20 protein-coding genes are annotated in these 22,042 nt (G+C 58.5%); 13 read left to right on the top strand and 7 right to left on the bottom strand.

Annotation, left to right across the window (positions count from 1 at the left end):
- Window positions 1-128 precede the first annotated feature (128 nt).
- From WBG04_RS17865 to WBG04_RS17875, 3 genes are all read left to right on the top strand, one after another.
- On the top strand, window positions 129-1,436 hold the full coding sequence (locus WBG04_RS17865; RefSeq protein ID WP_424316068.1) for a hypothetical protein: 1,308 nt from the start codon (window positions 129-131) through the stop codon (window positions 1,434-1,436).
- A gap of 129 nt (window positions 1,437-1,565) precedes the next feature.
- Entirely contained in the window at window positions 1,566-2,474 is a 909-nt protein-coding gene (locus WBG04_RS17870) for a YybH family protein (RefSeq protein WP_424316069.1), read from the top strand.
- 20 nt (window positions 2,475-2,494) lie between these two features.
- A complete protein-coding gene (locus tag WBG04_RS17875) occupies window positions 2,495-4,441 on the top strand; it encodes a tetratricopeptide repeat protein (protein WP_424316070.1) in 1,947 nt (648 codons plus the stop codon).
- Between the two features lie 81 nt (window positions 4,442-4,522).
- Here WBG04_RS17875 and WBG04_RS17880 read toward each other — a convergent pair whose 3' ends face one another.
- Window positions 4,523-6,484 (bottom strand): glycosyltransferase, encoded by a 1,962-nt coding sequence (locus WBG04_RS17880; RefSeq protein WP_424316071.1) that lies wholly within the window; start codon window positions 6,482-6,484, stop codon window positions 4,523-4,525.
- 380 nt (window positions 6,485-6,864) lie between these two features.
- Between WBG04_RS17880 and WBG04_RS17885 the strand changes: the two genes are divergently transcribed.
- Complete coding sequence (locus WBG04_RS17885) at window positions 6,865-8,211, top strand: DEAD/DEAH box helicase (RefSeq protein WP_424316072.1); 1,347 nt, start codon at window positions 6,865-6,867, stop codon at window positions 8,209-8,211.
- Between the two features lie 10 nt (window positions 8,212-8,221).
- Here the strand turns inward: WBG04_RS17885 and WBG04_RS17890 are convergent, their stop codons facing one another.
- Complete coding sequence (locus tag WBG04_RS17890) at window positions 8,222-9,937, bottom strand: metallophosphoesterase (RefSeq protein WP_424316073.1); 1,716 nt, start codon at window positions 9,935-9,937, stop codon at window positions 8,222-8,224.
- 65 nt (window positions 9,938-10,002) lie between these two features.
- Here WBG04_RS17890 and WBG04_RS17895 point away from each other — a divergent pair, with 65 nt between their 5' ends.
- The 9 genes from WBG04_RS17895 to WBG04_RS17935 all read left to right on the top strand — a co-directional run bounded on the left by WBG04_RS17895 (window position 10,003) and on the right by WBG04_RS17935 (window position 17,759).
- The gene (locus WBG04_RS17895) at window positions 10,003-10,932 is read left to right on the top strand and encodes a VPGUxxT family thioredoxin-like (seleno)protein, type 2 (RefSeq protein WP_424316074.1); all 930 of its coding nucleotides are present in this window, start codon (window positions 10,003-10,005) and stop codon (window positions 10,930-10,932) included.
- A gap of 56 nt (window positions 10,933-10,988) precedes the next feature.
- On the top strand, window positions 10,989-12,074 hold the full coding sequence (gene aroC, locus WBG04_RS17900) for a chorismate synthase (RefSeq protein ID WP_424316075.1): 1,086 nt from the start codon (window positions 10,989-10,991) through the stop codon (window positions 12,072-12,074).
- Between the two features lie 30 nt (window positions 12,075-12,104).
- On the top strand, window positions 12,105-12,920 hold the full coding sequence (locus WBG04_RS17905; protein WP_424316076.1) for a hypothetical protein: 816 nt from the start codon (window positions 12,105-12,107) through the stop codon (window positions 12,918-12,920).
- A 46-nt stretch (window positions 12,921-12,966) separates the two neighbouring features.
- Complete coding sequence (gatB, locus tag WBG04_RS17910; protein WP_424316077.1) at window positions 12,967-14,481, top strand: Asp-tRNA(Asn)/Glu-tRNA(Gln) amidotransferase subunit GatB; 1,515 nt, start codon at window positions 12,967-12,969, stop codon at window positions 14,479-14,481.
- Between the two features lie 32 nt (window positions 14,482-14,513).
- The gene (locus tag WBG04_RS17915; RefSeq protein WP_424316078.1) at window positions 14,514-15,041 is read left to right on the top strand and encodes a nucleotidyl transferase AbiEii/AbiGii toxin family protein; all 528 of its coding nucleotides are present in this window, start codon (window positions 14,514-14,516) and stop codon (window positions 15,039-15,041) included.
- Window positions 15,038-15,229 (top strand): hypothetical protein, encoded by a 192-nt coding sequence (locus tag WBG04_RS17920; protein ID WP_424316079.1) that lies wholly within the window; start codon window positions 15,038-15,040, stop codon window positions 15,227-15,229. The genes WBG04_RS17915 and WBG04_RS17920 overlap by 4 nt, the downstream gene beginning before the upstream one ends.
- 117 nt (window positions 15,230-15,346) lie before the next feature.
- Window positions 15,347-15,946 carry a transposase gene (locus WBG04_RS17925; RefSeq protein ID WP_424316080.1) on the top strand — a complete coding sequence of 200 codons (600 nt, stop codon included), beginning with the start codon at window positions 15,347-15,349 and terminating at the stop codon, window positions 15,944-15,946.
- 103 nt (window positions 15,947-16,049) lie between these two features.
- The gene (locus WBG04_RS17930; protein WP_424316081.1) at window positions 16,050-16,883 is read left to right on the top strand and encodes a DNA-methyltransferase; all 834 of its coding nucleotides are present in this window, start codon (window positions 16,050-16,052) and stop codon (window positions 16,881-16,883) included.
- A gap of 105 nt (window positions 16,884-16,988) precedes the next feature.
- The gene (locus tag WBG04_RS17935) at window positions 16,989-17,759 is read left to right on the top strand and encodes an Hsp33 family molecular chaperone HslO (RefSeq protein ID WP_424316082.1); all 771 of its coding nucleotides are present in this window, start codon (window positions 16,989-16,991) and stop codon (window positions 17,757-17,759) included.
- Between the two features lie 51 nt (window positions 17,760-17,810).
- On the opposite strand, the gene WBG04_RS17940 is transcribed toward WBG04_RS17935, so the two are convergent.
- The 5 genes from WBG04_RS17940 to urtC are packed head-to-tail and all read right to left on the bottom strand — an operon-like array spanning window position 17,811 to window position 22,017.
- A complete protein-coding gene (locus tag WBG04_RS17940; RefSeq protein WP_424316083.1) occupies window positions 17,811-18,155 on the bottom strand; it encodes an FmdB family zinc ribbon protein in 345 nt (114 codons plus the stop codon).
- An 18-nt stretch (window positions 18,156-18,173) separates the two neighbouring features.
- Entirely contained in the window at window positions 18,174-19,394 is a 1,221-nt protein-coding gene (gene fmdA, locus WBG04_RS17945) for a formamidase (protein ID WP_424316084.1), read from the bottom strand.
- A 37-nt stretch (window positions 19,395-19,431) separates the two neighbouring features.
- Window positions 19,432-20,121 (bottom strand): urea ABC transporter ATP-binding subunit UrtE, encoded by a 690-nt coding sequence (gene urtE, locus WBG04_RS17950; protein ID WP_424316085.1) that lies wholly within the window; start codon window positions 20,119-20,121, stop codon window positions 19,432-19,434.
- Between the two features lie 8 nt (window positions 20,122-20,129).
- On the bottom strand, window positions 20,130-20,876 hold the full coding sequence (urtD, locus tag WBG04_RS17955; RefSeq protein ID WP_424316095.1) for an urea ABC transporter ATP-binding protein UrtD: 747 nt from the start codon (window positions 20,874-20,876) through the stop codon (window positions 20,130-20,132).
- Window positions 20,866-22,017 (bottom strand): urea ABC transporter permease subunit UrtC, encoded by a 1,152-nt coding sequence (gene urtC, locus WBG04_RS17960; protein ID WP_424316086.1) that lies wholly within the window; start codon window positions 22,015-22,017, stop codon window positions 20,866-20,868. Before urtC ends, urtD begins: the two co-directional genes overlap by 11 nt.
- Window positions 22,018-22,042: the final 25 nt, after the last annotated feature.

Consider the following 22,042-nt stretch of genomic DNA (forward strand, 5'->3'; position numbering starts at 1 on the left):
ATCGAAGGCTACTACAACATCCACCGCAAACACTCTTCCCTCGGCTACCGCACCCCGGCCCAGTTCGAGGCCTCATTCAACACGCTAAACTAACCAAATATCGGTCCAAAAATCAGTTGCATCTCAAAATGAAGAAATTTCTACAGAAGGAAACAAAGATAACAAAGGAAAGGCACGGACTGCTGCGCCTCATTGAACTCACCTACAATTTATTCAAAAATTCGTTATCTTCGTTTCCTTCTGTTCAAATCCTCTTCATCCTAACAGCAGTCCTCACCGCTGACCCCGGAGCCAAACTGATCATCCCCGAGCCCGAAGCCTGGACCGGCCAGCGCGTTCCCCTTTTCATCGAACTTCGCGCCGAAGGATCCTTCAAAGGTGCCGCCTCATTCGATCTCCCCGAGATTCCGAAAACGGTCATCATCAAAATCGGCAGCCCGGTCCTTTCTTCTGAAACCGACGGCGACAGGGAATACTTCGTCCAACGTCACGAGTTCGCGCTATTCTCTCAGGCGGATGGCACTCTCGAACTGCCGCCGATCACCGCACGCTTCAGCCATCTCAAGGGATACACTGGGCCCACATTCGACACGGAAGCAGATACGGAACCGGCGACCCTCACCATCAATCGTCCACCCGGCAGCGAGTCGCTCGGATTTCTGGTCACGACTCCATCTCTCGAAGTCGAAGAGTCCTGGGATCCAACACCCGGGCCACTTGAAACCGGCGCCGTCCTCAAGCGCACCATCGAACAACGAGCTGAGCAGATGACCGGAATCGCCCTCGAACCCGCCCCCACACCGGAGATCGACGGGATTCGGACCTATCTTGGAAGCCCCGAAGTCAAGGACGAGACAGAACGGGGAGAGTTCCTCGGAGAGCGACGGGACACACTCACCTACCTCATCCAACAGGCAGGCCTGCATACCCTTCCCGAGATCCGCTACCGTTGGTGGAACCCGACAACCCAGACCCTCGAGCTTCGCACACTCCCGGCAGTCTCCTTCACCGCAACCGCACCCCCTTTGCCACCTGAGAAACCTTCGCCCACCCGCTATCTCTGGCTGCTCGTCCCCGCGGCACTACTCACCTGCGGTTTTATTTTCCGGCTGCGACTAGCAACCGCGTTCCACCAGCTTTACGAGTGGATCGATCCCCCGCCACGTCGTGCTGAGCGGGCGTTTCTCAGGGCATGCCATCGGAACGACCCCAAAGAAGCCATGAACAAGTGGAACAAGCTCCGCCCCCTCCTCCCCGAACTCACTCCATCTGAGATGCTTTCAAAAGAGCTGAGCAATCTCTACGCTCAACTCTACGGGGTCGCCAAAAACCATCAGACCTGGTCGGGTGACGCTTTAGCCACCGCCCTCAAACTGACTAAACGACCTCACCGGGAGAAAGTTCAGGAGAAATACCTTCCCAGACTCAATCCATAGCATTCGCGCATCAGATCCATAGCGCACGCTTATTGAGAAAGCGACTTGCAGCAGCCTGCCCTGAGGACTACAAAGTCGTTCCGTCGAAACTTATCCATCTTCTTCGAAACCGTCACCATTTCCCATCCCATGAAGCGAACCATAACCACTTGTCTTGCCGCAGCTTTGCTTGCAGGCACCCCCATCAAGGCCGAAGAGCCAACCGCCGAGATCGACGGCCTTGCCAATGCGGCCGCCGCTTTCGTCGTCGCCTACAACGACAAGGACGCAGACGCGATCTCCCAACTATTCACCGAAGATGGCGAGATGACCAACCGCTCCGGCGAAGACATCCTTTCCGGCCGCGATGCCATCAAGGCCCACTACGAAGAGATCTTCTCAAGTGATCAAGCGCCGGGCATCGCCATCGAAGTCGACTCCGTCCGCCTCGTTGCACCCAACCTCGCCATCGAAGACGGCACCGCCCATCTAACCGCACCGGAGGAAAATGCCCCTCCCCGCTCCATCAATTACACGGCCGTACTTCTGAAAAGCGATTCCGGCGATTGGGAGATTGCCAGCACTCGCGACCTCACGGATGTCACCGATGCCACCGGTGAGTTGTTCGAACTTTCCAAGGTCCTCATTGGAGACTGGACCTGCATGATGGACGAAGTCCGACTCGACCTGGCGATCGATTGGGAAGACTCCGGCAAGTTTCTCATCGGAGAAATGCTAACCACCACACCCGATGGCGAACCCCAGACCGGCTCCATCCGCATCGGCTGGAATGCCGCCCGCGAGTCGATTGCTTCGTGGATGTTCGACAGTCGTGGCGGCAGTAGGCAGAGCCTTTGGACCTCGACCGACGAAGGTTGGTTGATTCGAACCGAAGGAACGACCGCCGACGGTGAAACCGTCACATCAAGTCAGAATCTCACAACCGATGGCACGGACACCATTGTATGGACCGTCAAAGACAAAGTTATCAGCGGCGAGAAACAACCAGACAACCAGATTCGGCTCGTTCGACGCCCTCCCGTCCCCGCCAGCAATTGAAACCCCAAACCATTCAAGCCATGAAATTTCCTACCACATTCATCATTCTCCTTATCGGAGTATTCTTCGTCATCCCCGAGTCGGACGCCCGAGGCTTCGGAGGCGGCGGCGGTAAAGCTAAAGTGAGTCACGGCGGCGGCGGAGCCCGTCAGGTTAAGCGTAGCCCGATGACCAGCTCACGGGTCCAAAGACCCGCCGCGCGTCCTGCTCCAAAACCCGCCGCGAGACCCTCTTTTTCGCGTCCGGCAAGCAAACCCACCGCAAAGCCTGCCGCAAGACCTTCGATCCAGAGGCCAACGACCAAGCCGGCGACCCGGCCTTCGATCCAGAGACCCACAACCAAGCCTGCGACCCGGCCTTCGATTCAGAAGCCGACCACACGTCCCAGTACCAAGCCGGCGACTCGCCCGTCCATCAATCCGCCGAGCAGGCCTGCCAATCGACCTTCGACACTTCCTGCGAACCGGCCCGGTATTGGAGATGGAAACCGTCCCGGCATTGGGAATGGAAACCGCCCGGGAATCGGAGACGGAAACCGTCCGGGATCGGGCATTGGCAACCGGCCAGGTGCGGGCAATCGCCCCTCGACCCTTCCCGGCATGGTCTCCTACCCGAACAAGCCAAAGATCGGCAACAACACCAGTATCGGCAACAACCGCGGCAACAACTACATCAACAACGTCAATGTCGGTCGCAGAAACAACGGCCTGAACCGTCCGGCCACGCTGCCCGCCAACAAGCGCGACTGGAACTCCAACAAATGGGGTGGCAACAGTGGCGTCTGGGGCAACAACAACAACGTCAACATCCGGATCAACAACAACTTCCGCAACAACAACAACTTCGCCTACCGCCCGAACTACTGGGGCGGTCGGCCATGGTGGGGTGCGGGCGGATACCACGGATGGCATCACGGCCACTGGGGCTACGGCTGGAACAGTGCCTACTACCGTCGCCACTGGTATTACGATGACAATGACTTCGCCAAAGGCTTCATGTGGGGCATCGGAGTCTGGAGTCTCGGCAACATGATCTACGACATGGGCTACAAGTCCTACTCGAACCCTTATCCCGCGCCACCCGTTCAGAACACCTACGTCACCTATACCCAGCCAATATCGGTCGCAGCGGCAGCCAATCCTCCGGGCGACGATGCCGAAGTTGAGCTTGCTGCCACCAAGTCGGACGAGGCGCTCGACCGCTCCCGTATCGCCTTCAGGAAGGGCGACTACATGGCCGCATCAACGGCCATCGACGAAGCCCTCGGATACACCCCGGACGACGTGACCCTTCACGAATTCCGAGCCTTGGTCTTCTTCGCCCTCGGCAAATACTCCGATGCCACGGGTGTCCTCAATGCCGTCCTCGCCTCCGGCCCCGGTTGGAGCTGGGACACCATGATCGGATTCTACGAGTCTTCTAGTACCTACAGCGACCAGCTCAAGAAGCTCGAGGAATACGTGAGCGGTTCGCCGGACAAGGCCGACTCCCATTTCCTCCTCGGATACCACTACATGGTCTGCGGAGAGATGGAGGAATCCTACAAGGAGTTCAAGAGGACTGCCGAGCTGCAGCCCGCTGACACCATTGCCAGCCAACTGGCCGAGCTCACCCTGAGCTCGATTCCCGACAACGGCGATCCTGGAGATGCTCCCGAACCACCACCAGCACCCGAGCCCGTCCCTGTCGACAAACTCGTCGGCACCTGGGTGAGCAAGTCCGCTAGTGGAGGAACCATCACCTTCACCATGAAAGAGACCGGCGACTACACCTGGGGCTACAAGGAAGGCGAGAACGACAGTGAGCTCACCGGCACCTACGGTCTCAATGAAAAGGGCCTGCTCGTGCTCACTTCCGACGACACTCAGATGGTCTCCGAAGTGAAGCTCGCAGATGACAACCAAATGCACTTCGCCATCATCGGCAGCCCCGATGGCGATCCCGGTCTTGACTTCACGAAAGGCTGAGAAGCCCAGGCAATTGACTCAAACCCGAAGCGGATCCATCCGCTTCGGGTTTTTTATTCGCAACCCCAATCAGCTTTCAGCTTACGCGGAAAGAATCACTTCAGCCTCGTCGGAAACCTTCCTTTTGGCCAACAAATCCACGATGCCGTCCGTCAACTCCCTCATGAACTCATCGTATTGGATCAGCTCCATTCGACCGTCATGATGCTCGACGATCGCCGTCAAGCTTTCCACCCAGTCACCTGAGTTCAAGTAACGCACACCACCGACCTGCTTGTCTTCCGGTGTATGGATGTGCCCGCAGATGATCCCATCACAGTTCCGCTTCACCGCCAGTGCCTGGAGCTGCTTTTCATAGCTATCAACAAAGCTCACGGCCGACTTCACCGCTCCTTTCACTCGTTTGCTCAATGAGAAATACTCCTTCCCGCGCCACGCACGGTAGTGATTGTAGACTCGATTGACGGCCAGCAGCGAATCGTATCCAAAGGCACCGATCGTCGCCAACCACCGGTGATTTGTCGACACGCTGTCAAAACCATCACCGTGGATCACCAGATACTTCTTCCCGTCCGCAGCCTCATGAAGGTTCTCCTTCACAAACCTCAGCTTGCCGAAACTGAGTGGCAGGAAGCGCTCCAGGATGTCGTCGTGATTTCCCCGACAGTAGACAACCTCGGTATCACCCCGTTCCATGATCTTGAGAATGGTCCGAACGAAGCGACTATGCCGCTTCCTCCATTTCGCCCCGCGACGCAGCGCCCAGCCATCGATGATGTCACCATTCAGCACCAGCTTCTCACACTCGATGTGCTTGAGAAAATTCATCACCTCATGAACTTTGCTCTCCGGAGTTCCCAAATGAATATCTGACAGGAACACGCTGCGGAACCGGCGCTTCTTTCCCTTGCGCATCTCCTTTCGACTCAAAGTCACCCGCCCACGCTTGCGCACAGCTGCCGCCAATGACTCCTCGAAACTCAAGATCACGGACTCCCAGCCGAGCCCCTGCACCGAACGTCGGGCTTCCTCACGCATGCCTCCCTCCCATTCGCGAAGCGCGATCATCGCCAACTCGGCAAACTCACTCGAATTGCCCTTGCTCGCTTTCAATCCATTCATCCCCTGCTGCACATGCCGCCCTGCCGCCGCATAGTCGTAGCTCACTGTCACCAGACCCGATGCCATCCCCTCGAGAATCACATTCCCAAAGGTCTCCGACTCACTCGGGAAAAGAAGAATGTCGGCCGATGCATAATGAGCCGCCAGTTCCTTGCCGGTCTTCACCCCGACGAACTGAACGAAGGGATGTTTCGCCTTCAGCGAATCCCTGAGTGGACCATCACCCACACAAACGCACTGCAGGTCCGGCACCCGTTCACGCATCCTGCGAAAACACTCCATCACCAGCGGCAGATTTTTTTCCGCTGCCAATCGCCCAACCACCATCGCCACCGGTGCACCTTCACGCACTCCCCACGAGGCACGAAGCGCGGCCGCACGCTGACCCGGATGAAACAACTCGGTATCCACTCCGCGACCGAGAATCCTTACGTTCTCAAAGCCCTTGGACTTCAGCATCTCAACCACATCAGGCGTCGGCGCCAACGTCAGATCGGCACGGTTGTGCACGTGTTTCAAATAACTGATCGCCGCCGGTTGCAGGCCGCCCAGACGGTAGGCCTCCATGTATTGATGGAAGTTCGTATGAAAACCAGCCACCACCGGGATCCGTAAAGCACTCGCCGCCTTGATCGCTGAAACTCCGAGCAGACTTTCCGTTGCCACATAGATCACATCCGGTCGCGACTTCACCCAGCGCTTGCGCAGCTTGAACGGACCCGGCAATCCTAAGCGTATCTCCCTGTATCCGGGCAACGACAGTGATGGCGCCAAGGTCTCACTGGGGGACCTCTCCTCACCCGTCCGAATCACATGCACCCGATGCCCCCTCCGCCGCATCCCATCGGCCAGCCGACCCAAAGTCATCGCAACTCCGTTCACATCCGGCGCAAAGGTATCCGTGACGATTTCAATTCTCATGAATGATACAGGTTCCTTAAATAATTCGCCTTGACCCTTAGCACGCTTCAACGAGTCGGAGGCTGCGCTTCTTCGTGTCGATTGCGTCACAAGTAACTCACCAGCAGGCTGCCGAGCATTTCGTTATTCGCTACACCGCCGGAAATCGTCGCGACAAATGCAGAGCCGGTGGAATTTCAACCACACCGGATTAACCTTGCCTTTCCTCGTTTGCAGGCTAAGACGCGGCCGTCTTCCTTCTCGGAAGATCAGCGGTTCATCAGTCGAGCCGCTCCCGTTGCCGGTCTTCATCGATGAGAGAATGGTCCTGGGTTCCACCTAACATACCCTCATCGAGACCCGCTCAGGCGCCAGAATTGGCAGCCGGGCTCACTGACAACATGACCCCGAATACATTCGAGGCGCTGCCACTGGCTGCGCCCATCCAACGCGCTCTTTCCGAGAGCAAATACACCACTCCTTCGCCGATTCAGGCTCAGGCCATTCCGCATTTGCTGAAGGGCCGCGACCTGCTTGGTTGCGCCCAGACTGGAACCGGCAAGACCGCTGCGTTCTCGCTACCGATCCTGCAAGAGCTTCACGCCGACCCCCGCCCACTCCGCCCGAAGAGCCCGCGGGTTCTCGTTCTAACACCCACCCGTGAACTCGCCACCCAGGTCGGCAAAAGCCTCGAGACCTACGGCAAGTATATCAAAATCAAGCACGCCCTCGTTTACGGAGGCGTCGGCCAGCGACCTCAAGTCAATGCCATGCGCAGCGGAGTCGACGTCCTCGTCGCCTGCCCGGGTCGTCTTCTCGACCTGATCGACCAAGGCCATATCAACCTCTCCAGCGTCGACTTCTTCGTTCTCGATGAAGTCGACCGCATGCTCGACATGGGCTTTCAACGGGATGTCCAGCGTATCGTCGCACTACTCCCGAAGAAGCGCCAATCGCTCTTCTTCTCGGCGACCCTCGCCCCGGCCATGGTAAACCTCGCCCACACGATCCTCGTTGATCCTGTGACCGTCTCCATCGCCCCGGAAACCACTACTGCGGAAAAGGTCGAGCAGCGCGTCTGCTTTATCGAACGGGAGAACAAACGCGCTCTTCTGCTCAAACTCCTCGGCGAGCAAAAACCAGGTGAATTGACCATCGTCTTTTCACGAACCAAACATGGCTCGGACAAGCTCGCTCGCATGATCAGCAAGGACGGCATTGCTGCCGAAGCCATTCACGGCAACCGCTCGCAGCCACAACGCGACAAGACACTTGCCCGCTTTCGCGAGGGTAAGATCCCCGTTCTCGTCGCGACCGACGTCGCCGCACGAGGGGTCGATGTGAAAGCCGTTACCCTGGTGGTCAATTTCGATCTTCCGAACGAACCGGAAGCCTACGTCCACCGCATCGGCCGCACTGGCCGTGCCGGTGCCACCGGTCACGCCGCTTCCTTCTGCTGCCCGGACGAACGCGACTACCTCCGCGACATCGAAAAACTCATCGGCAACCCTCTCACCGTCGATGACGATCAGGATTGGCATCTCGCCTCATTGGCGGCCGACCACCTGCGCCATGGTAGTCGCTCGAATGGCGTGGCCAAGGTCAAGCAAGGCAACCGCTCAGGAGGTGGCCGACCCAGCGGCAGGTCCGGCGGTCGCCCAGCCAGTTCCGGCGGATCATCCGGTGGCGGTGCAGGCGGAGGCGGAAATCGCCGACGCCGTCGTGGCCCGCGCCGCGCCAGCGCCTGATTGAAACGCTTCAGCGTCTCCACTTCCGCTCGACCCGGTCAAACTCGGTTCCTCTCGCCTTTTTGGCGACGGCCGTCCAGCCGTTCTCGTTGCACTCGATCACGTACAGATGATTGAGTGCCTCGGCTTCAGCGAGCCACGGCCGCTTCTCTTTGGCATCAAGGGGAACCTGCCGGATTTTCACCCCCCACGCGCCCGATCCAAGGTACGGCACACCTCGTATCTCATCGACCTTGCCTTCGTAGACCGGATGGGTTCGGGCATAGACATGATGGTCGTTTTCAAACACCGCATCGACCTGATATTCTTCAAAAAGAGGTGACCACTGCTCTTGGATCTCCACCGCATCGTCCTTCGCACCCGAGCCCCAGGCCGGACGATGATAGCAAACAAACAGGCGCTTCACCCCCTGGCGTTCCTTGAGACACTCCTCCAGCCAGGCACTCTGACTGGCGAGCGTCGCAGAGTGCCCGGAATCCAAGAGAATCAGCGAAAACTGATCTCCGATATCAATGGCCTGCCGGGCCTGTCCGGTTTCCGGCATTTTGAACAGACTGAAGAACTCCTTGGCCATTTCCGGTCCCGGCGCGTCGTTGGGGCGGTAGGAAGCGCCCTTTATCTCATGATTGCCAATCGCCACCACCATCGGGACCATGAGGCCGCCGGGCGTCCGGGCATTTTCAGCCCAGGAGTCGAACCAGATGAACCAGCGGGCCGGATTGGAGTCGTTGGTGTAGGCCAAATCTCCACCAAGCAAGGCAAACATCGGATCTTCGGCACCCGCACGCGCATTCATCGCATCAAGCAATTTCCGTTCGTGAAACATGTCCCCCCCGGTGACGAAACGCAGGTCCACGCCATCCTTAGGAGCAGTTCGAAAGCGGTAGCTTGAATCGCCGTGTTTGAACTCAATCACACTGGCGGCGGGCAGACCCTCCAGATCCACATGGCCCACCCGGTGCGCGGTTTCGGCAAACGGATGACGTTCGATCGTGGCCGACTTCCATTCGGTTTCTCCCTCGATTCGATAATCCATCGTTTCCACCAGTTCCCTGTCTTCTTCTGAAAGCTCGGTAGCTTCGGTCGTTCTCCGCCACCCTGCCTTCGGCTTCTCGCCAGCCAGGTATTCCCACTCGTCCCCTTCCGCGATGAGCACATAAGTCTTCCCTCCCGACTTCCCGACAAGCCGGATGTCCAAGGTGAAGTCCGAACTGGTCTTACCATCATTGAAACCCTCCACCGCGAGAATCTTTTCTCCGCTGCCGATCAGATCAGCAGCCTTGCCCAGCAGGGTCTCTTCGACTCCCCGAGCTTCATGTTTGTTGATCACTTGCTCTTTCCCGTCGACGATCCGCACATTCTTCCTGACGATCTCCTCCCCATCCAACCAGGCGACGAAACCGTCGTCGTAGCGGGCAGCGAGATAGAGTGTGGCGTCCTTCGGCAGGAAATCGGGCAAGGAGAATTTCCGCCTGATCGCCACCGATTGGTAGTTGTTCTCCATTCCACGAAGCACCGTGGTGTCGTCATCATCGCCGTAGCCGAATCCTCCCGGCCCCTTCACCCACTTGCCCTCACGGCCCGCGGCTCCCACCCGCTCGATCCAGCGAATCGAAGCCTTGGAATCCGGGTTTTCCGACCACTGAACGATCGGTCCATGATCAACTCCACGGGCTGAAACCACCAAACTGAACAAAAGGAGCAGGCGTAGCAACATCGTCATCATCCAGACTGGCATTCATCGGCAACCTTTCAATCGGAATTACTCGGCCCCATCCGACTCACACAACCATGAAACGACGGAATCTTCTTCCGATGCTTGCAGCGTTTTCAATTTCCTGCTCCGCGGCAAGCGAGCAAGCCATCGAAGTCGGAACGGTCCAGTGGCAGCGCGACTTCGACGCAGCACTCACCTCCTCCAAGAAGTCCGGCAAACCGGTCTTCGCCCTTTTCCAAGAGGTCCCCGGATGCTCGGGATGCAAGCAGTTCGGCAGGGAAGTGCTCTCCGATCCACTTGTCGTCGATGCCATCGAGAACGAATTCACCCCGGTGCTCATCCACAACAACAGCGGAGGCAGGGACGCCGAGATCCTCAAGCGCTACAACGAACCCGCCTGGAACTATCAGGTCGTTCGCTTCCTTGACTCCAATGGCAAGGACCTGATCCCGCGCAAAGACAAGGTCTGGACGACTGCGCCTCTGATTGACCGCATGATCCTCGCACTCAAACAATCGAAGCGCCCCATCCCCCGCTACCTCTCGCTCCTCCAGACTGAGCACTCCACTGGGCTCAGGTCGGCGGCCTTCTCGATGTACTGCTTCTGGACCGGAGAAATGAAGCTCGGCCAGATCGAAGGCGTCGTCACCAGTGAGGCTGGATTCATCGCGGGTCGCGAGGTCACCCTGCTCCGCTATGACCCGAATACCACCACCCTCTCCGACTTGATCGACGCGGCGACCAAAGTGGACTGCGCCAACGGCGTCTTCCTTCCCGCCGCAGACTTCAAGTCCCTCTCAAACACCCGCCTGCCCGTCGCGGTGCTCAAGGGCTACCGGGCGGCTCCTGCCAGCGATCAAAAGAAGCAGCTTTCCGGAACCAACTCCGGAAAGCTTGGACTCAGCCCGGCCCAGGCCACCAAGCTCAACGCCTGGCTCCACCAGAATCCCCAACTCGCCATGAAATACCTGAGCCCGCGCCAACGAGCAGCCTTCAGGCGCTGAGCCGCACGGGACAATCAACACTTTCCTCGCGGCCAAGCTCTCCTACACTGGGTCGCATGTCTTCGAGCTTCGGCCACGCTTTCCGTATCCACACCTTCGGCGAATCCCATGGCGGAGGCGTCGGCGTCATCGTCGATGGCTGCCCCCCCGGCATCTCCCTAACCGCTGAAGACATCCAATACGAACTCGACCGCCGCCGCCCCGGACAATCCGAGATCGTCACTCCACGCAAAGAGTCCGATACCTGCGAAATTCTCTCTGGTCTTCACGACAACCTCACCTTGGGCACCCCGATCTGCGTGGTTGTTCGCAACGAAGATCAGCGACCCGGCGCCTACGATGAAATGGCGGTGAAATACCGTCCCTCCCACGCCGACTACACCTACGACGCCAAATACGGCCTTCGCGCCCCTTCCGGTGGCGGTCGTGCTTCCGCCCGGGAAACCATCGGCCGCGTCGCGGGAGCTGCCATCGCTCGGAAAGTCATCGCCTCCCTCGCTCCCGAAGTCGAAATCCTCGCCTGGGTAAAGTCCATCCACGATCTCGAAGCGGACGTCGATCCCGCCACCGTCACGCTCGATGACATCGAATCAAACATCGTCCGCACCGGAGACCCCGTTGCGGCCGGAAAAATGATCGAACGCATCAAGGAAATCCGCAACGACGGCAACTCCATCGGCGGCACGGTCGAATGCGTGATTCGTCATTGTCCTCCCGGAATTGGAGAACCCGTCTTCGACAAACTCGAGGCGGAACTCGCCAAAGCCATGATGTCACTCCCCGCCACCAAAGGCTTCGAAATCGGCTCCGGCTTTGCCGGCACGCGCATGACCGGACGCGAGCACAACGACCCCTTCCGCATGCTCGATGGTAAGGTGCGCACCACCTCGAACCGCTCCGGCGGAATCCAGGGAGGCATCTCCAACGGCGAACCCATCATCTTCCGTGTCGGCTTCAAACCCACCGCCACCATCATGACCTCGCAGGAAACGGTCACCTCCAGCGGCGAGGACACCGAACTCAAGGGCCGGGGCCGCCACGACGCCTGCGTCCTACCCCGCGCTGTTCCCATGGTCGACGCGATGGCCGCGCTGGTCGTTTGCGACCACCTCCTGAGGCAGCGGGGACAATGCGGCGCCTAACAGCCATCTCTCAAGTGATCGGCATCCGGCATGCAATCTCTCCTGTCAGCCCTGAACCTCGATACCCTGCCGCAGCTCGGCCTTGGCACCGCCGCCCTGCTGATCTTCGGCGCAATCGCCAGTCTCGCGGTCCTCCGCGGTCTCCTACGGATCCTTTGGGGAAGCACCATCTTGTGTCTTGCCGGCCTCGCCGCCTTTTTCTCATGGCAGCACTCCCACTCGCTATCGCTTCAGTGGTTCGACGAGGCGCCTTCTTGGTTTCCCGTTGCCCTACCGCTCACCGCCTTCGTCATCAGCTTCCTGCTCCTCCGCGCGATCGGGCGCTTCGTGGTCAAGCCCCTCGGCGAGCCCAATGAGGAAACGGCCGAAAAGAACCGACGCTCACCCATACGTTGGGCCATCACCCTCATTCTCAGCCTCATTCCAACCAGCCTGCTCTGGTTCGCCGGTGCCACACTCCTGCGCCACGCCGGCTCCATCGCCGAGATCAAAAATTACACCGAAGAACTCACCAATCAACCGATCTCCGAGAGCACGGCATTGCTCGCAAAGCTCAAGCAAAGCATCGACAAGGCCATCCCGACGGACTGGTTTCTCAAGATCGACCCTCAATCAAGCGACCTGCGCCTCACCCTCGCCAAGCTCATCTCCTCCGCAGACGAACCCGCACCGAAAGCCATTCGCGTCCTCGAAGAACCCGAAATGAAACAACTCATCCTCGGCGACCCGCAACTCCGCGAACTCGCCCGCGAAGGCCGCTACGCCGAAGTCCTTCGCGACCCCCGGCTCGACGTCATGCTCGAAAACGACAATCTCCGCGAAGTCCTCCAAGGCCTCGATCTCTGATTTTCTCATTTCTCATTTCCAAATTCTCAGCTTTCAATTTTTCCCCATGTCCTACCTCGTCACCATCGGCCTCGAAGTCCACTGCCAGGCAAAAACGGAAACCAAAATGTTCTGTTCCTGCCGCACCTCCTTCGCCGACGAACCAAACACCCACACCTGCCCCGTCTGCCTCGGTCTCCCCGGTGCCCTGCCGGTCCTCAACCGCCACGCCATCGAGAAAACCCTGCTCGCAGGCCTCCTGATCGACTGCAGCTCCCCCGAAATCTCCAAGTGGGACCGGAAGAACTACTTCTATCCGGACATGCCGAAAAACTACCAGACCACGCAGATGGACCTCCCCCTTTGCCTCGGCGGCGAAGTCCCGCTCTACGACCACTGCTACCCCACCGACGTCCGGAAGAACATCCCGCGCCCCGGCCTCAAGGTCCGCCTCAACCGCATCCACCTCGAAGAAGACGTCGCCAAATCCACCCACCTCGGCAGCTCGTCGATCATCGACTACAACCGCGCCGGCACGCCGCTGATGGAGATCGTCACCGAACCCGACATCGAAACCTCCGCCGAAGCCTTCGCCTTCCTCAACAGCCTCCAGATGATCCTCCGCCAGGGCGGCATCTCCGACGCCGATATGGAAAAAGGCCAGCTGCGCTGCGACGTCAACATCTCCATCCGCAAAAACGAAAGCGACCCCCTCGGCAACCGCATCGAACTGAAGAACCTCAACTCCATCTCCGCCGTCCGCCGCGCCATCGACTACGAAATCGAACGCCAATCCGAAGACCTCGACCAAGGCATCGACCAAGTCCAGTCGACCCGCCGCTGGGATGATGACCGCGGTGAGTCGCAACTCCTCCGCACCAAGGAAGACGCCCACGACTACCGTTACTTCTCCTGCCCCGACCTGCTCCCCATCCGCACCGCACCAATCCTGGAGAAAGTCCGCCCCCTTCTCACAGAACGCCCGCACGACCGCGCCGCCCGCTACGAAGCCGACTTCGGCGTCACGACCTACGACGCCGCCGTCCTTTCCTCCGACCTACCACTCGCGCAGTACTTCGAGGCCATCCTTCAGGGGAGCGTGGGCGTCCCGCCCGCATCATCCGAATCCGAAGGCGAATCATCCGTCCCATCCAACACACCCCTCAACCCGAAGAAAGCCGCCAACTTCCTCCTCAACACCCTCCTTGGCCTGCTCAACGAGCGATCCATCGCCATTGCCGACGCCCCGCTTTCCGCCGGGAAAACCGGCCAACTCCTCGAACTCGTGGAATCCGGCCAGCTCGCCCTCAACCAGGCCAAGGAAGTCCTCCTCGTGCTCCTCGACGCCCCCGACAAGGACCCCGCTGCCGTCGCCAAGGACATGGGCTTCGAACCCGCTGACGCCGGCGAACTCGAAGCCTTCTGCGACCAAGCCATCGAGGCCAACCCGAAGCAAGTTGGAGAAATCCAGGCCGGCAACGACAAGCTCATCAACTTCCTAACAGGCCAAGTCATGAAGCTCTCCAAAGGCAAGGCCAACCCCAAGCAAGTCACCGAGATCCTGCAGAGTAAACTCCTGTAAGGAAATCAGGCGATTCCGCCCTTACCAACCAAATGAACGTCTCCCTCAAGGATTTTGCGAAAGTGATGTTCGAGCGTTTCGAGCAAGAGGGCATCCCCCTTCTACTCGCAGGCGGCTGGGCGGTAACCTCTCATGGCTTTTCCCGCAACACACTCGACCTTGATTGGATTTGTGCCCGCAGCCGGCAACAGGACGCCCTCGAAATGATGGGCAAACTCGGCTTCACACCGAAAAGCGATGGCATGGCGACACGATTCCAGTACGGTCGTGATCTCGCTTTCCCCTTCGTGGATCTGATTTGGGTCAATGACGAGAGTTTCGCACAAATGCGTGGAAACATCGATGACTCGATGGGCGTACGAGTCATCTCGTTTGAAGCATTAATTGCCATGAAACTCTACGCACTCAAGGACGATGCCCATCGAAAAGGGCGAGACCTCCGCGACCTCCGCGAGCTTCTCGAAAGAAACCCCGGCAAAATCCCCGAATCCGACCTCCGCGACATGGCACTAAAGTATGCTGGCGAAGGTGCCTTCGAGAAGCTACGCTACCAATCATGATCGATATCGACCTACCCGATCTCAGCGACCACCCATCGGCCCCGACTGTGGACCTTGCGACGTTCGAACGTTGGGTCATCGAAATCTTTATTCCCCAAGCGATTACTCGCGGTGAGTTGACCCAGGAATCCGCCATCAAAGACTTCAAGAAAAACGAAGGCTCGATGAAGGAATTCCGCTACCCGTAAGGAGTGCGGGCAATTCTGCCCGCTCGACCCCCGCAGCGGCTCCGAAATTCAGGTGGGCAGAATTGCCCACCCTCCTTGCGTCTCGACAAGCAAACCCCTCTTGGTTTGAACTCCCGGATGGGCGACTACTTTGACCCATCCAAGGACATCCAAAAACACGGCACTAAACTCCCCCACTGGCAGCAGGGAGAAGTCATGCAATTCGTCACTTTCCGTCTCGGCGACTCCATGCCAGCCGCGAAGCTAAGCCAATGGAAACAGGAACACCAAACCTGGCTCACCAACCACCCCGAACCCTGGGACGAGAAAACCGAAAACGAGTATCACACCCGCTTCACCCGCCAACTCGAAGACTGGCTTGACGAAGGCCACGGCAGCTGCCTTCTCCGCGATCCGAGCCATCGTTCCAAAGTCGAAGAAGTCCTCCTCTACGACCACGGCACCCTCGCCGAGCATCACGCCTGGGTCATCATGCCGAATCACCTCCATCTCCTCTTCACTCCCAAGCACCCACTTGAGAAGCTCATGCGAAAGTGGAAAGGCATCTCCGCCCATCACATCGGCAAGGGCTCCATCTGGCAACGCGGCTACCGCGACACCCTGATCCGCAATGCCCGTCATTTCGGAAATGCCGTAAGGTACATCCGCCGAAACCCCATCAAGCTCCGTCCCAACGAATTCACCCTCTGGGAAAGTGAGGAAGCCAAGAAAGTGTAAGCCGCCAACCCTTAAGGAGTGCGGGCGATTCCGCCCGCACGACCCACCGCAGCGCCCCCGAATTTCGGGTGGGCAGAATTGCCCACCCTCCCTACGCTCCCGTATGCCTTCGTCGCCCGCCGAAACCTACCAACTCCTCCACGGCGACTGCCTCAAAGTCCTCCCGACTCTCGAAGCCGCATCTCACGACCTCGTCGTCACATCGCCGCCCTACAACCTCGGCATCAACTACCGATCCTTTGACGACACCGCCAGCCGCTCCGATTTCCTCGACTGGTGCCGCGCCTGGTCCGCCGAAGTCAAACGTGTCCTCACCGACGACGGTTCCTTCTTTCTCAACGTCGGAGCCGCCCCTTCCAACCCCCTCTTCCCCCACCAAGTCCTGCTCGCTCTAACAGAAGATCTGTTCACCCTCCAAAACACCTTCCACTGGGTCAAATCGATCACCATCGAAACCCGCAAAGGCGAACAAATCAGCGCCGGTCATTTCAAACCGATCAACTCGAAGCGCTACGTCAACGACTGCCACGAGTACGTCTTCCATCTAACAAAATCCGGCGACGTCCCGCTCGACCGCCGCGGCGCCGGCGTCCCCTATCAGGACAAATCCAACATCGCCCGCTGGGGCCACACCGGCGGCGAAGACAAGCGCTGCCGCGGCAACACCTGGTTCATCCCCTACGACACCATCGTCTCGCGCGACAAGGAACGCCCGCACCCCGCCACCTTCCCCATCGGCCTCGTCGAGCAATGCATCCGTCTCCACGGCAAAGCAGAAACCACCCGCCTGCTCGACCCCTTCCTCGGCATCGGCACCTCCGCCCTCGCCGCAAAACGCCGGAAAATCGCCCATTTTACCGGCATCGAGCTCGACGACTACTACCTCTCCGTCGCCAAAGAACGCCTCGAAGCCCCCGAAGAGCAGGAACTCTTCTAAACGTAGCTGCTGCGGCCCGCAGCAGGCCGTGCAGGCGGCGGCCCGCCGCTAGTCTTTGCATTTTTGCTATTCCAAGTTCGCTTCATAGCGTTTCCACTTCCTCCCGTGTCCGAACAAATTCCCGCCGAAGAGTTCACCAAAATTGAATCGATCTTTGTCCGCCACCGCAACGTCCTGCTCGTCCGCGGCCACTTCCCCGGCATTTACACCGACTACTACCTCCACCTGATGGAGGAAAAGATCCGCCACAAGGAGGATCTCGATCAGATGCTCAAGGACACGCTCGCCATGCTCGTCCTCCATACCGTCTCCAGACCTTGGGCCGAAACCATCGCCTGGACAATCAACCTCAGGGCGCCTCGCGTGAACATCTTCGCCACCGCTTCCTCAATTGAGGAAAGCATCATCGGCCGCCTCTTCACCGAAGGCGTCCGCGAGCCCGATCGGAATTTCTTCTTTGCTCAAACGGTCACCAAGGACCAATCCGAACCCCGCCAGTCCACCCTCGAAGTCGATGACCGCGATCCTCTCCACTGGATCGAGCAGTACTACACCCAATCCGAGCAGCGACCCGCACGCGCATTCCGCCTGGATGACGAAGTCTTCGTGCTGGTCGTCGCACAACCCGACTTCGACGAGGAATGGTTCGCTGCACTCGATAGCGAGACCGTCTCCCGTATCGAAGACGACGAAGAAACCAAGCTGCTCGAAACACGGAGATTCAGATTTCAGTGTGGTTGCGACCTCGACAAGATCCTGCCGGTCCTCGGCGGTTGGAAAGACAAGCCCGACGAACTCTTCGAAGGCGCCGATCAGATCAACATCCAGTGCCCCCGCTGCGCCGCCAGCTACATCGTCACCAAAGACATGCTGTAGCCTTGCAGCCCGCCCCAGACTTCTGGAGCGGGCCACCGACCATATTACATCCTAGTGCCCGAGCATCCACGGACGGGCGCTCGGCTTCTGCCCCTCGAGTTTGCCAAGTTTGGTTTCGCGGGTCCGCTTCGGCCGAATCTTGCTGCTTTTGCTTCCACAACCACAGCGTGAGCCACAGGAGTGCCCGTCACTCACGCGTGGCTCGTGCCGGCTCTTCTCATTGATCGCGGTGGCCTTCCTCACCAGCGGATTCATCATCGCCAGATTCGGCGCGAGGATCAGGCGCGTCGCCGCCTTGGCACAATGAGGGCAGTTCGCCGGGTCATTCCGATCCGCCATCGGGCGGAAACTGGTGAAGTCCCCGCAGTCTTGGCAACTGAAGTCGTAAAGTGGCATCGTGAATTTGGATTGTTGTTAGAGGACCTTCGCCAGATCCGTCCCCGGTTGGACAAACTTCGTCGGCCCGGCCGCCCCGGGCAGGATGTCGAAGTCAAAGATCTCACTCGGTAGCCAGAGCGTCGCACACGCATTCGGAATGTCGACAATGCCACTGATGTGCCCCTCGACCGGTGCTGTCCCAAGAATGGCATACGCCTGCTCTCCGGTATAACCGAACTTCTTCATGTACTCGATGGCGTTCAAGCAGGCCATCTTGTAGGAAACGAAGGGATCAAGATAATGCTGTTTGCCGGACTCATCCACCGAGATGCCCTCGAAGATGATGTGGCGCTTGTAATCTGGAGTCAGCGGACTTGGCAGGAACAAGGGATTGCGAACGGCGTACTTTTCGACGCCCTTTTTGATCAGGCTCACGCGGATATCCAAGTAGCCCGCCATTTCGATCGCACCACAAAAGGTGATCTCACCGTCACCCTGACTGAAGTGAATGTCGCCCATTGAAAGACCACCACCATCAACATAAACCGGGAAATAGACCTTCGATCCCTTGGTCAGGTTCTTGATGTCGCAGTTCCCTCCGTGCTCACGTGGAGGCACGGTCCGCGCGCCTTCGGCAGCAGCCTTGTCGCGCGCCTCGCCGGTCATGCGTCCCATGTGGGCGGTCGGCGATGAGGGAAGTGCACAAAGCGGCGGAACTCTTTCCGGATCGGTGTCGAAGAGTTCCTTCTCGCGAGTGTTCCATTCATTAAGCAGTTCCTTCGAGGGAAGACAGCCGATCAGGCCCGGGTGCATCACTCCGGCGAACTCAACGTTCGGGATGTGGCGCGAGGAAGTGTAGATGCCGTGGAAATCCCAACAGGCCTTTCTCGCATCCGGATAGTGATCCGTCAGAAAGCCGCCACCATTCGTCTTCGCGAACAGCCCCGTAAATCCCCACTGACTCTCATCGAGAACGCCGACATCAAGGATATCCACCACCAGCAGATCACCCGGCTCAGCCCCTTTGACGCCGATCGGTCCACTCAGGTAGTGAACCTTGGTCAGGTCGACCACATCCACATCCGCAGCATTGTCATCATTCTTGATCTGGCCACCGGTCCAATCAATGCACTCCACCCGGAACTCATCACCGGGCTCAACCATCGCCACCATCGGGATATCCGGGTGCCAACGGTTGTGGATACAATCATGAGATTCGGGAGTAGCGTCGAGGTCGACTTTAATCAGTGTTTTCATCGTTTTGTTCTTCTTTACTGGTTTTGGGAAATTTCGCTCAGACGGCGAGCATGGCCTTGATCTTGTCGGCATCGACATCCGCCCTCTTGTCTCGGCGGGTCAACTTGCCCTTGTCGATGACCGTCAGGCTGTCGCAAGTATCGAGGACGAAGCTCAGCACCTGCTCACTGACGACGATGGTCAGCTTCTTCAGATCGCGGATCTCGCGCAGGCTGCGGGAGATATCCTTGATGATGGATGGCTGAATTCCCTCGGTCGGCTCATCGAGCAGGAGGACGCTCGGCTTCGTCATCAGGGCACGCCCGATCGCGAGCTGCTGCTGCTGCCCTCCGGAGAGGTTGCCCCCCTTGCGGTTGCGCATTTCCTGGAGAACGGGAAAGAGCGCGTAGACCTCCTCGACATCCGCCCGCTTCGGCTTGCCCTTCACCCCCGAGATCAGATTCTCGTAGACGGTGAGATAAGGAAAAATCATCCGACCCTGGGGAACGAAGGCGACGCCGTTCGAAACCCGCTTGAACGACGGCTGCTTGGTGATGTTCTTTCCATCGATCGAAATCGTACCGCCCGTGGATGGAATCATCCCGATGAGCGCCCGGAACAGCGTCGTCTTGCCCATTCCGTTCCTGCCGACAATCCCGAGGATCTCCCCTTTCTCTGCACTGAAGCTGATATCAGGGATGACAACACTCTGCCCGTAGGCCACCTTCAGATTTTCTACCGCAATCATAGTATTTTTTAGTGACCAATATAGACTTCAATGACCTTCGGGTCGTTGCTAACAGTCTCCATGGAACCTTCAGCGAGAATCTTGCCCAAATGCATCACGGTCACCCGGTCGGCGATCTCGCGCACGAACTCCATGTCGTGTTCGATCACCATCACCGAGCGGTTCTCGGAGATCCTCCGGATCAGGTCGGCGGTTGCCGTGCGCTCCTTGACGCTCATTCCCGCGACCGGTTCATCGAGCATGATCACCTCCGGCTCCTGCATCAGGAGCATTCCGATTTCCAGCCACTGCTTCTGGCCGTGGCTTAGAATCCCCGCTTCGGTATCCATCATTTCGGAAAGACCCGTTTCCTCCGCGACCGACTGGCACTTCTCAAGAATCTCGGGTGTCCGCCTAAAGAACAGGCAGCCCAGAACCCCGCGGCCTGCCGGGTGGGAGATCTCGAGATTCTCGAACACCGTCAGGTTCTCATAGATCGAAGGATTCTGGAACTTCCTCCCAATTCCCTCCCGGACGATCTTATACTCCCGTTTACCCCGGATCTCCTTATTGCGGAACTTGATGCTGCCGCTGGTGGCCTTGGTCTTTCCACAAATGAGATCCAGCACGGTGGTCTTGCCGGCTCCGTTGGGTCCAATGATCACGTGCACATGGTTTCTCGTCAGGTAGAAGTTGAAACCGTCCACCGCCTTGAAGCCATCGAAGGAAACCCCGAGGTCTTCGATCTCAAGTACCGTATCGCTGTTAGTGTTCATCATGAATGGGCTCCGATGGAGCGGTTGGCTGTTTCTCGTCGAGGCGGCTCTTTTTGAAGGCCATCAGCTTCTTCCCGAGGGCAGGAAACTTCTCCATCAACCCCACCAGTCCGTTCGGGAAGAACATCACCACCGCGATGAAGGTTCCGCCCATCAGGTAGAGCCAGAGATCAGGGTAGGCTTCGGAGAAGGTGGTCTTCCCCCAGTTGACGACCAGGCAGCCCATGATGGCCCCGAGCACCGAGAGCCGGCCACCCACGGCCGTAAAGATCACCAACTCGATCGACGGCACGATACCGATAATCGAGGGCGACATGAATCCCACCTGGAGCACGAACATCGCCCCACCCAAGCCACTCAGCATCGCAGCAAAGGCGAAGATGAAGGCTCGAATCATCGCGACGTCGTAGCCCGAAAACCTAACCCGGTCCTCTCGATCCCTGATGGCGACCAGCACGCGTCCCAGACGGGTGTTGATGATGTACTTCGCTCCGATCGCCACGAAACACAGCAGCGTCGCGCAGAGAAAATACAAGGTCTTCTGAGCACTCTCGGTTCGGATATCCCAACCCAGCAGCGTGCGCAGATCGGTGATTCCATTTCGACCACCGGTCAGCCCCTGGTTGCCATCGATGCCCAGAGACATGATCAGCGCGATGGCCTGAGTGATGATGGCGAAGTAAACCCCACCAACCCGCCGCCGGAACATCGCCCATCCGATGAAGTAGGCAACGACCGCCGGAACCACGAACACCGCGACGATCGTGAACGGCAGGCTCTTGAAGGGCTCCCAGAAAGCAGGCAGTTCGGTCAATTGGTTCCAGTCCATGAAATCCGGGATGCCCGGCGTCGACTGAATCGAGGTCGTTTCGGGATCGGATGCTTCCAACTTCAGGAACATCGCCATGCAGTATCCGCCCAGACCGAAGAAAACCCCCTGACCAAGGCTCAGGATTCCGCACCTTCCCCAGAGAAGAACCAGTCCGACCGCGACGAAGCCGAACGAAAGATACTTGCCCACCAAGTTCAACCGGAAGACCGGCATCATCAATGGAAAGACGACAAACACCACGAGGATGAAGAGAGCGAATCCAATCGCCTCTCCCTTGGACTTGAAGATCGTTTGTATGAAACGTGACATGATCGATATCAGATTTTGAAGATTC

Source organism: Haloferula sp. (assembly GCF_049672945.1).
GTDB lineage: Bacteria > Verrucomicrobiota > Verrucomicrobiia > Verrucomicrobiales > Akkermansiaceae > Haloferula.

Excerpts from the sequence above, each read along its gene's own strand:
- WBG04_RS17930 (WP_424316081.1), top strand. The coding sequence starts at position 16,050 with ATGCCTTCGTCGCCCGCCGAAACCTACCAACTCCTCCACGGCGACTGC.
- WBG04_RS17940 (WP_424316083.1), bottom strand. The coding sequence starts at position 18,155 with ATGCCACTTTACGACTTCAGTTGCCAAGACTGCGGGGACTTCACCAGT.
- WBG04_RS17870 (WP_424316069.1), top strand. The coding sequence starts at position 1,566 with ATGAAGCGAACCATAACCACTTGTCTTGCCGCAGCTTTGCTTGCAGGC.
- urtE (WP_424316085.1), bottom strand. The coding sequence starts at position 20,121 with ATGATTGCGGTAGAAAATCTGAAGGTGGCCTACGGGCAGAGTGTTGTC.
- WBG04_RS17925 (WP_424316080.1), top strand. The coding sequence starts at position 15,347 with ATGGGCGACTACTTTGACCCATCCAAGGACATCCAAAAACACGGCACT.
- fmdA (WP_424316084.1), bottom strand. The coding sequence starts at position 19,394 with ATGAAAACACTGATTAAAGTCGACCTCGACGCTACTCCCGAATCTCAT.
- WBG04_RS17920 (WP_424316079.1), top strand. The coding sequence starts at position 15,038 with ATGATCGATATCGACCTACCCGATCTCAGCGACCACCCATCGGCCCCG.
- WBG04_RS17885 (WP_424316072.1), top strand. The coding sequence starts at position 6,865 with ATGACCCCGAATACATTCGAGGCGCTGCCACTGGCTGCGCCCATCCAA.
- WBG04_RS17905 (WP_424316076.1), top strand. The coding sequence starts at position 12,105 with ATGCAATCTCTCCTGTCAGCCCTGAACCTCGATACCCTGCCGCAGCTC.
- gatB (WP_424316077.1), top strand. The coding sequence starts at position 12,967 with ATGTCCTACCTCGTCACCATCGGCCTCGAAGTCCACTGCCAGGCAAAA.
- urtC (WP_424316086.1), bottom strand. The coding sequence starts at position 22,017 with ATGTCACGTTTCATACAAACGATCTTCAAGTCCAAGGGAGAGGCGATT.
- aroC (WP_424316075.1), top strand. The coding sequence starts at position 10,989 with ATGTCTTCGAGCTTCGGCCACGCTTTCCGTATCCACACCTTCGGCGAA.
- WBG04_RS17865 (WP_424316068.1), top strand. The coding sequence starts at position 129 with ATGAAGAAATTTCTACAGAAGGAAACAAAGATAACAAAGGAAAGGCAC.
- WBG04_RS17890 (WP_424316073.1), bottom strand. The coding sequence starts at position 9,937 with ATGATGACGATGTTGCTACGCCTGCTCCTTTTGTTCAGTTTGGTGGTT.
- WBG04_RS17875 (WP_424316070.1), top strand. The coding sequence starts at position 2,495 with ATGAAATTTCCTACCACATTCATCATTCTCCTTATCGGAGTATTCTTC.
- WBG04_RS17880 (WP_424316071.1), bottom strand. The coding sequence starts at position 6,484 with ATGAGAATTGAAATCGTCACGGATACCTTTGCGCCGGATGTGAACGGA.
- WBG04_RS17915 (WP_424316078.1), top strand. The coding sequence starts at position 14,514 with ATGAACGTCTCCCTCAAGGATTTTGCGAAAGTGATGTTCGAGCGTTTC.
- urtD (WP_424316095.1), bottom strand. The coding sequence starts at position 20,876 with ATGAACACTAACAGCGATACGGTACTTGAGATCGAAGACCTCGGGGTT.
- WBG04_RS17895 (WP_424316074.1), top strand. The coding sequence starts at position 10,003 with ATGAAACGACGGAATCTTCTTCCGATGCTTGCAGCGTTTTCAATTTCC.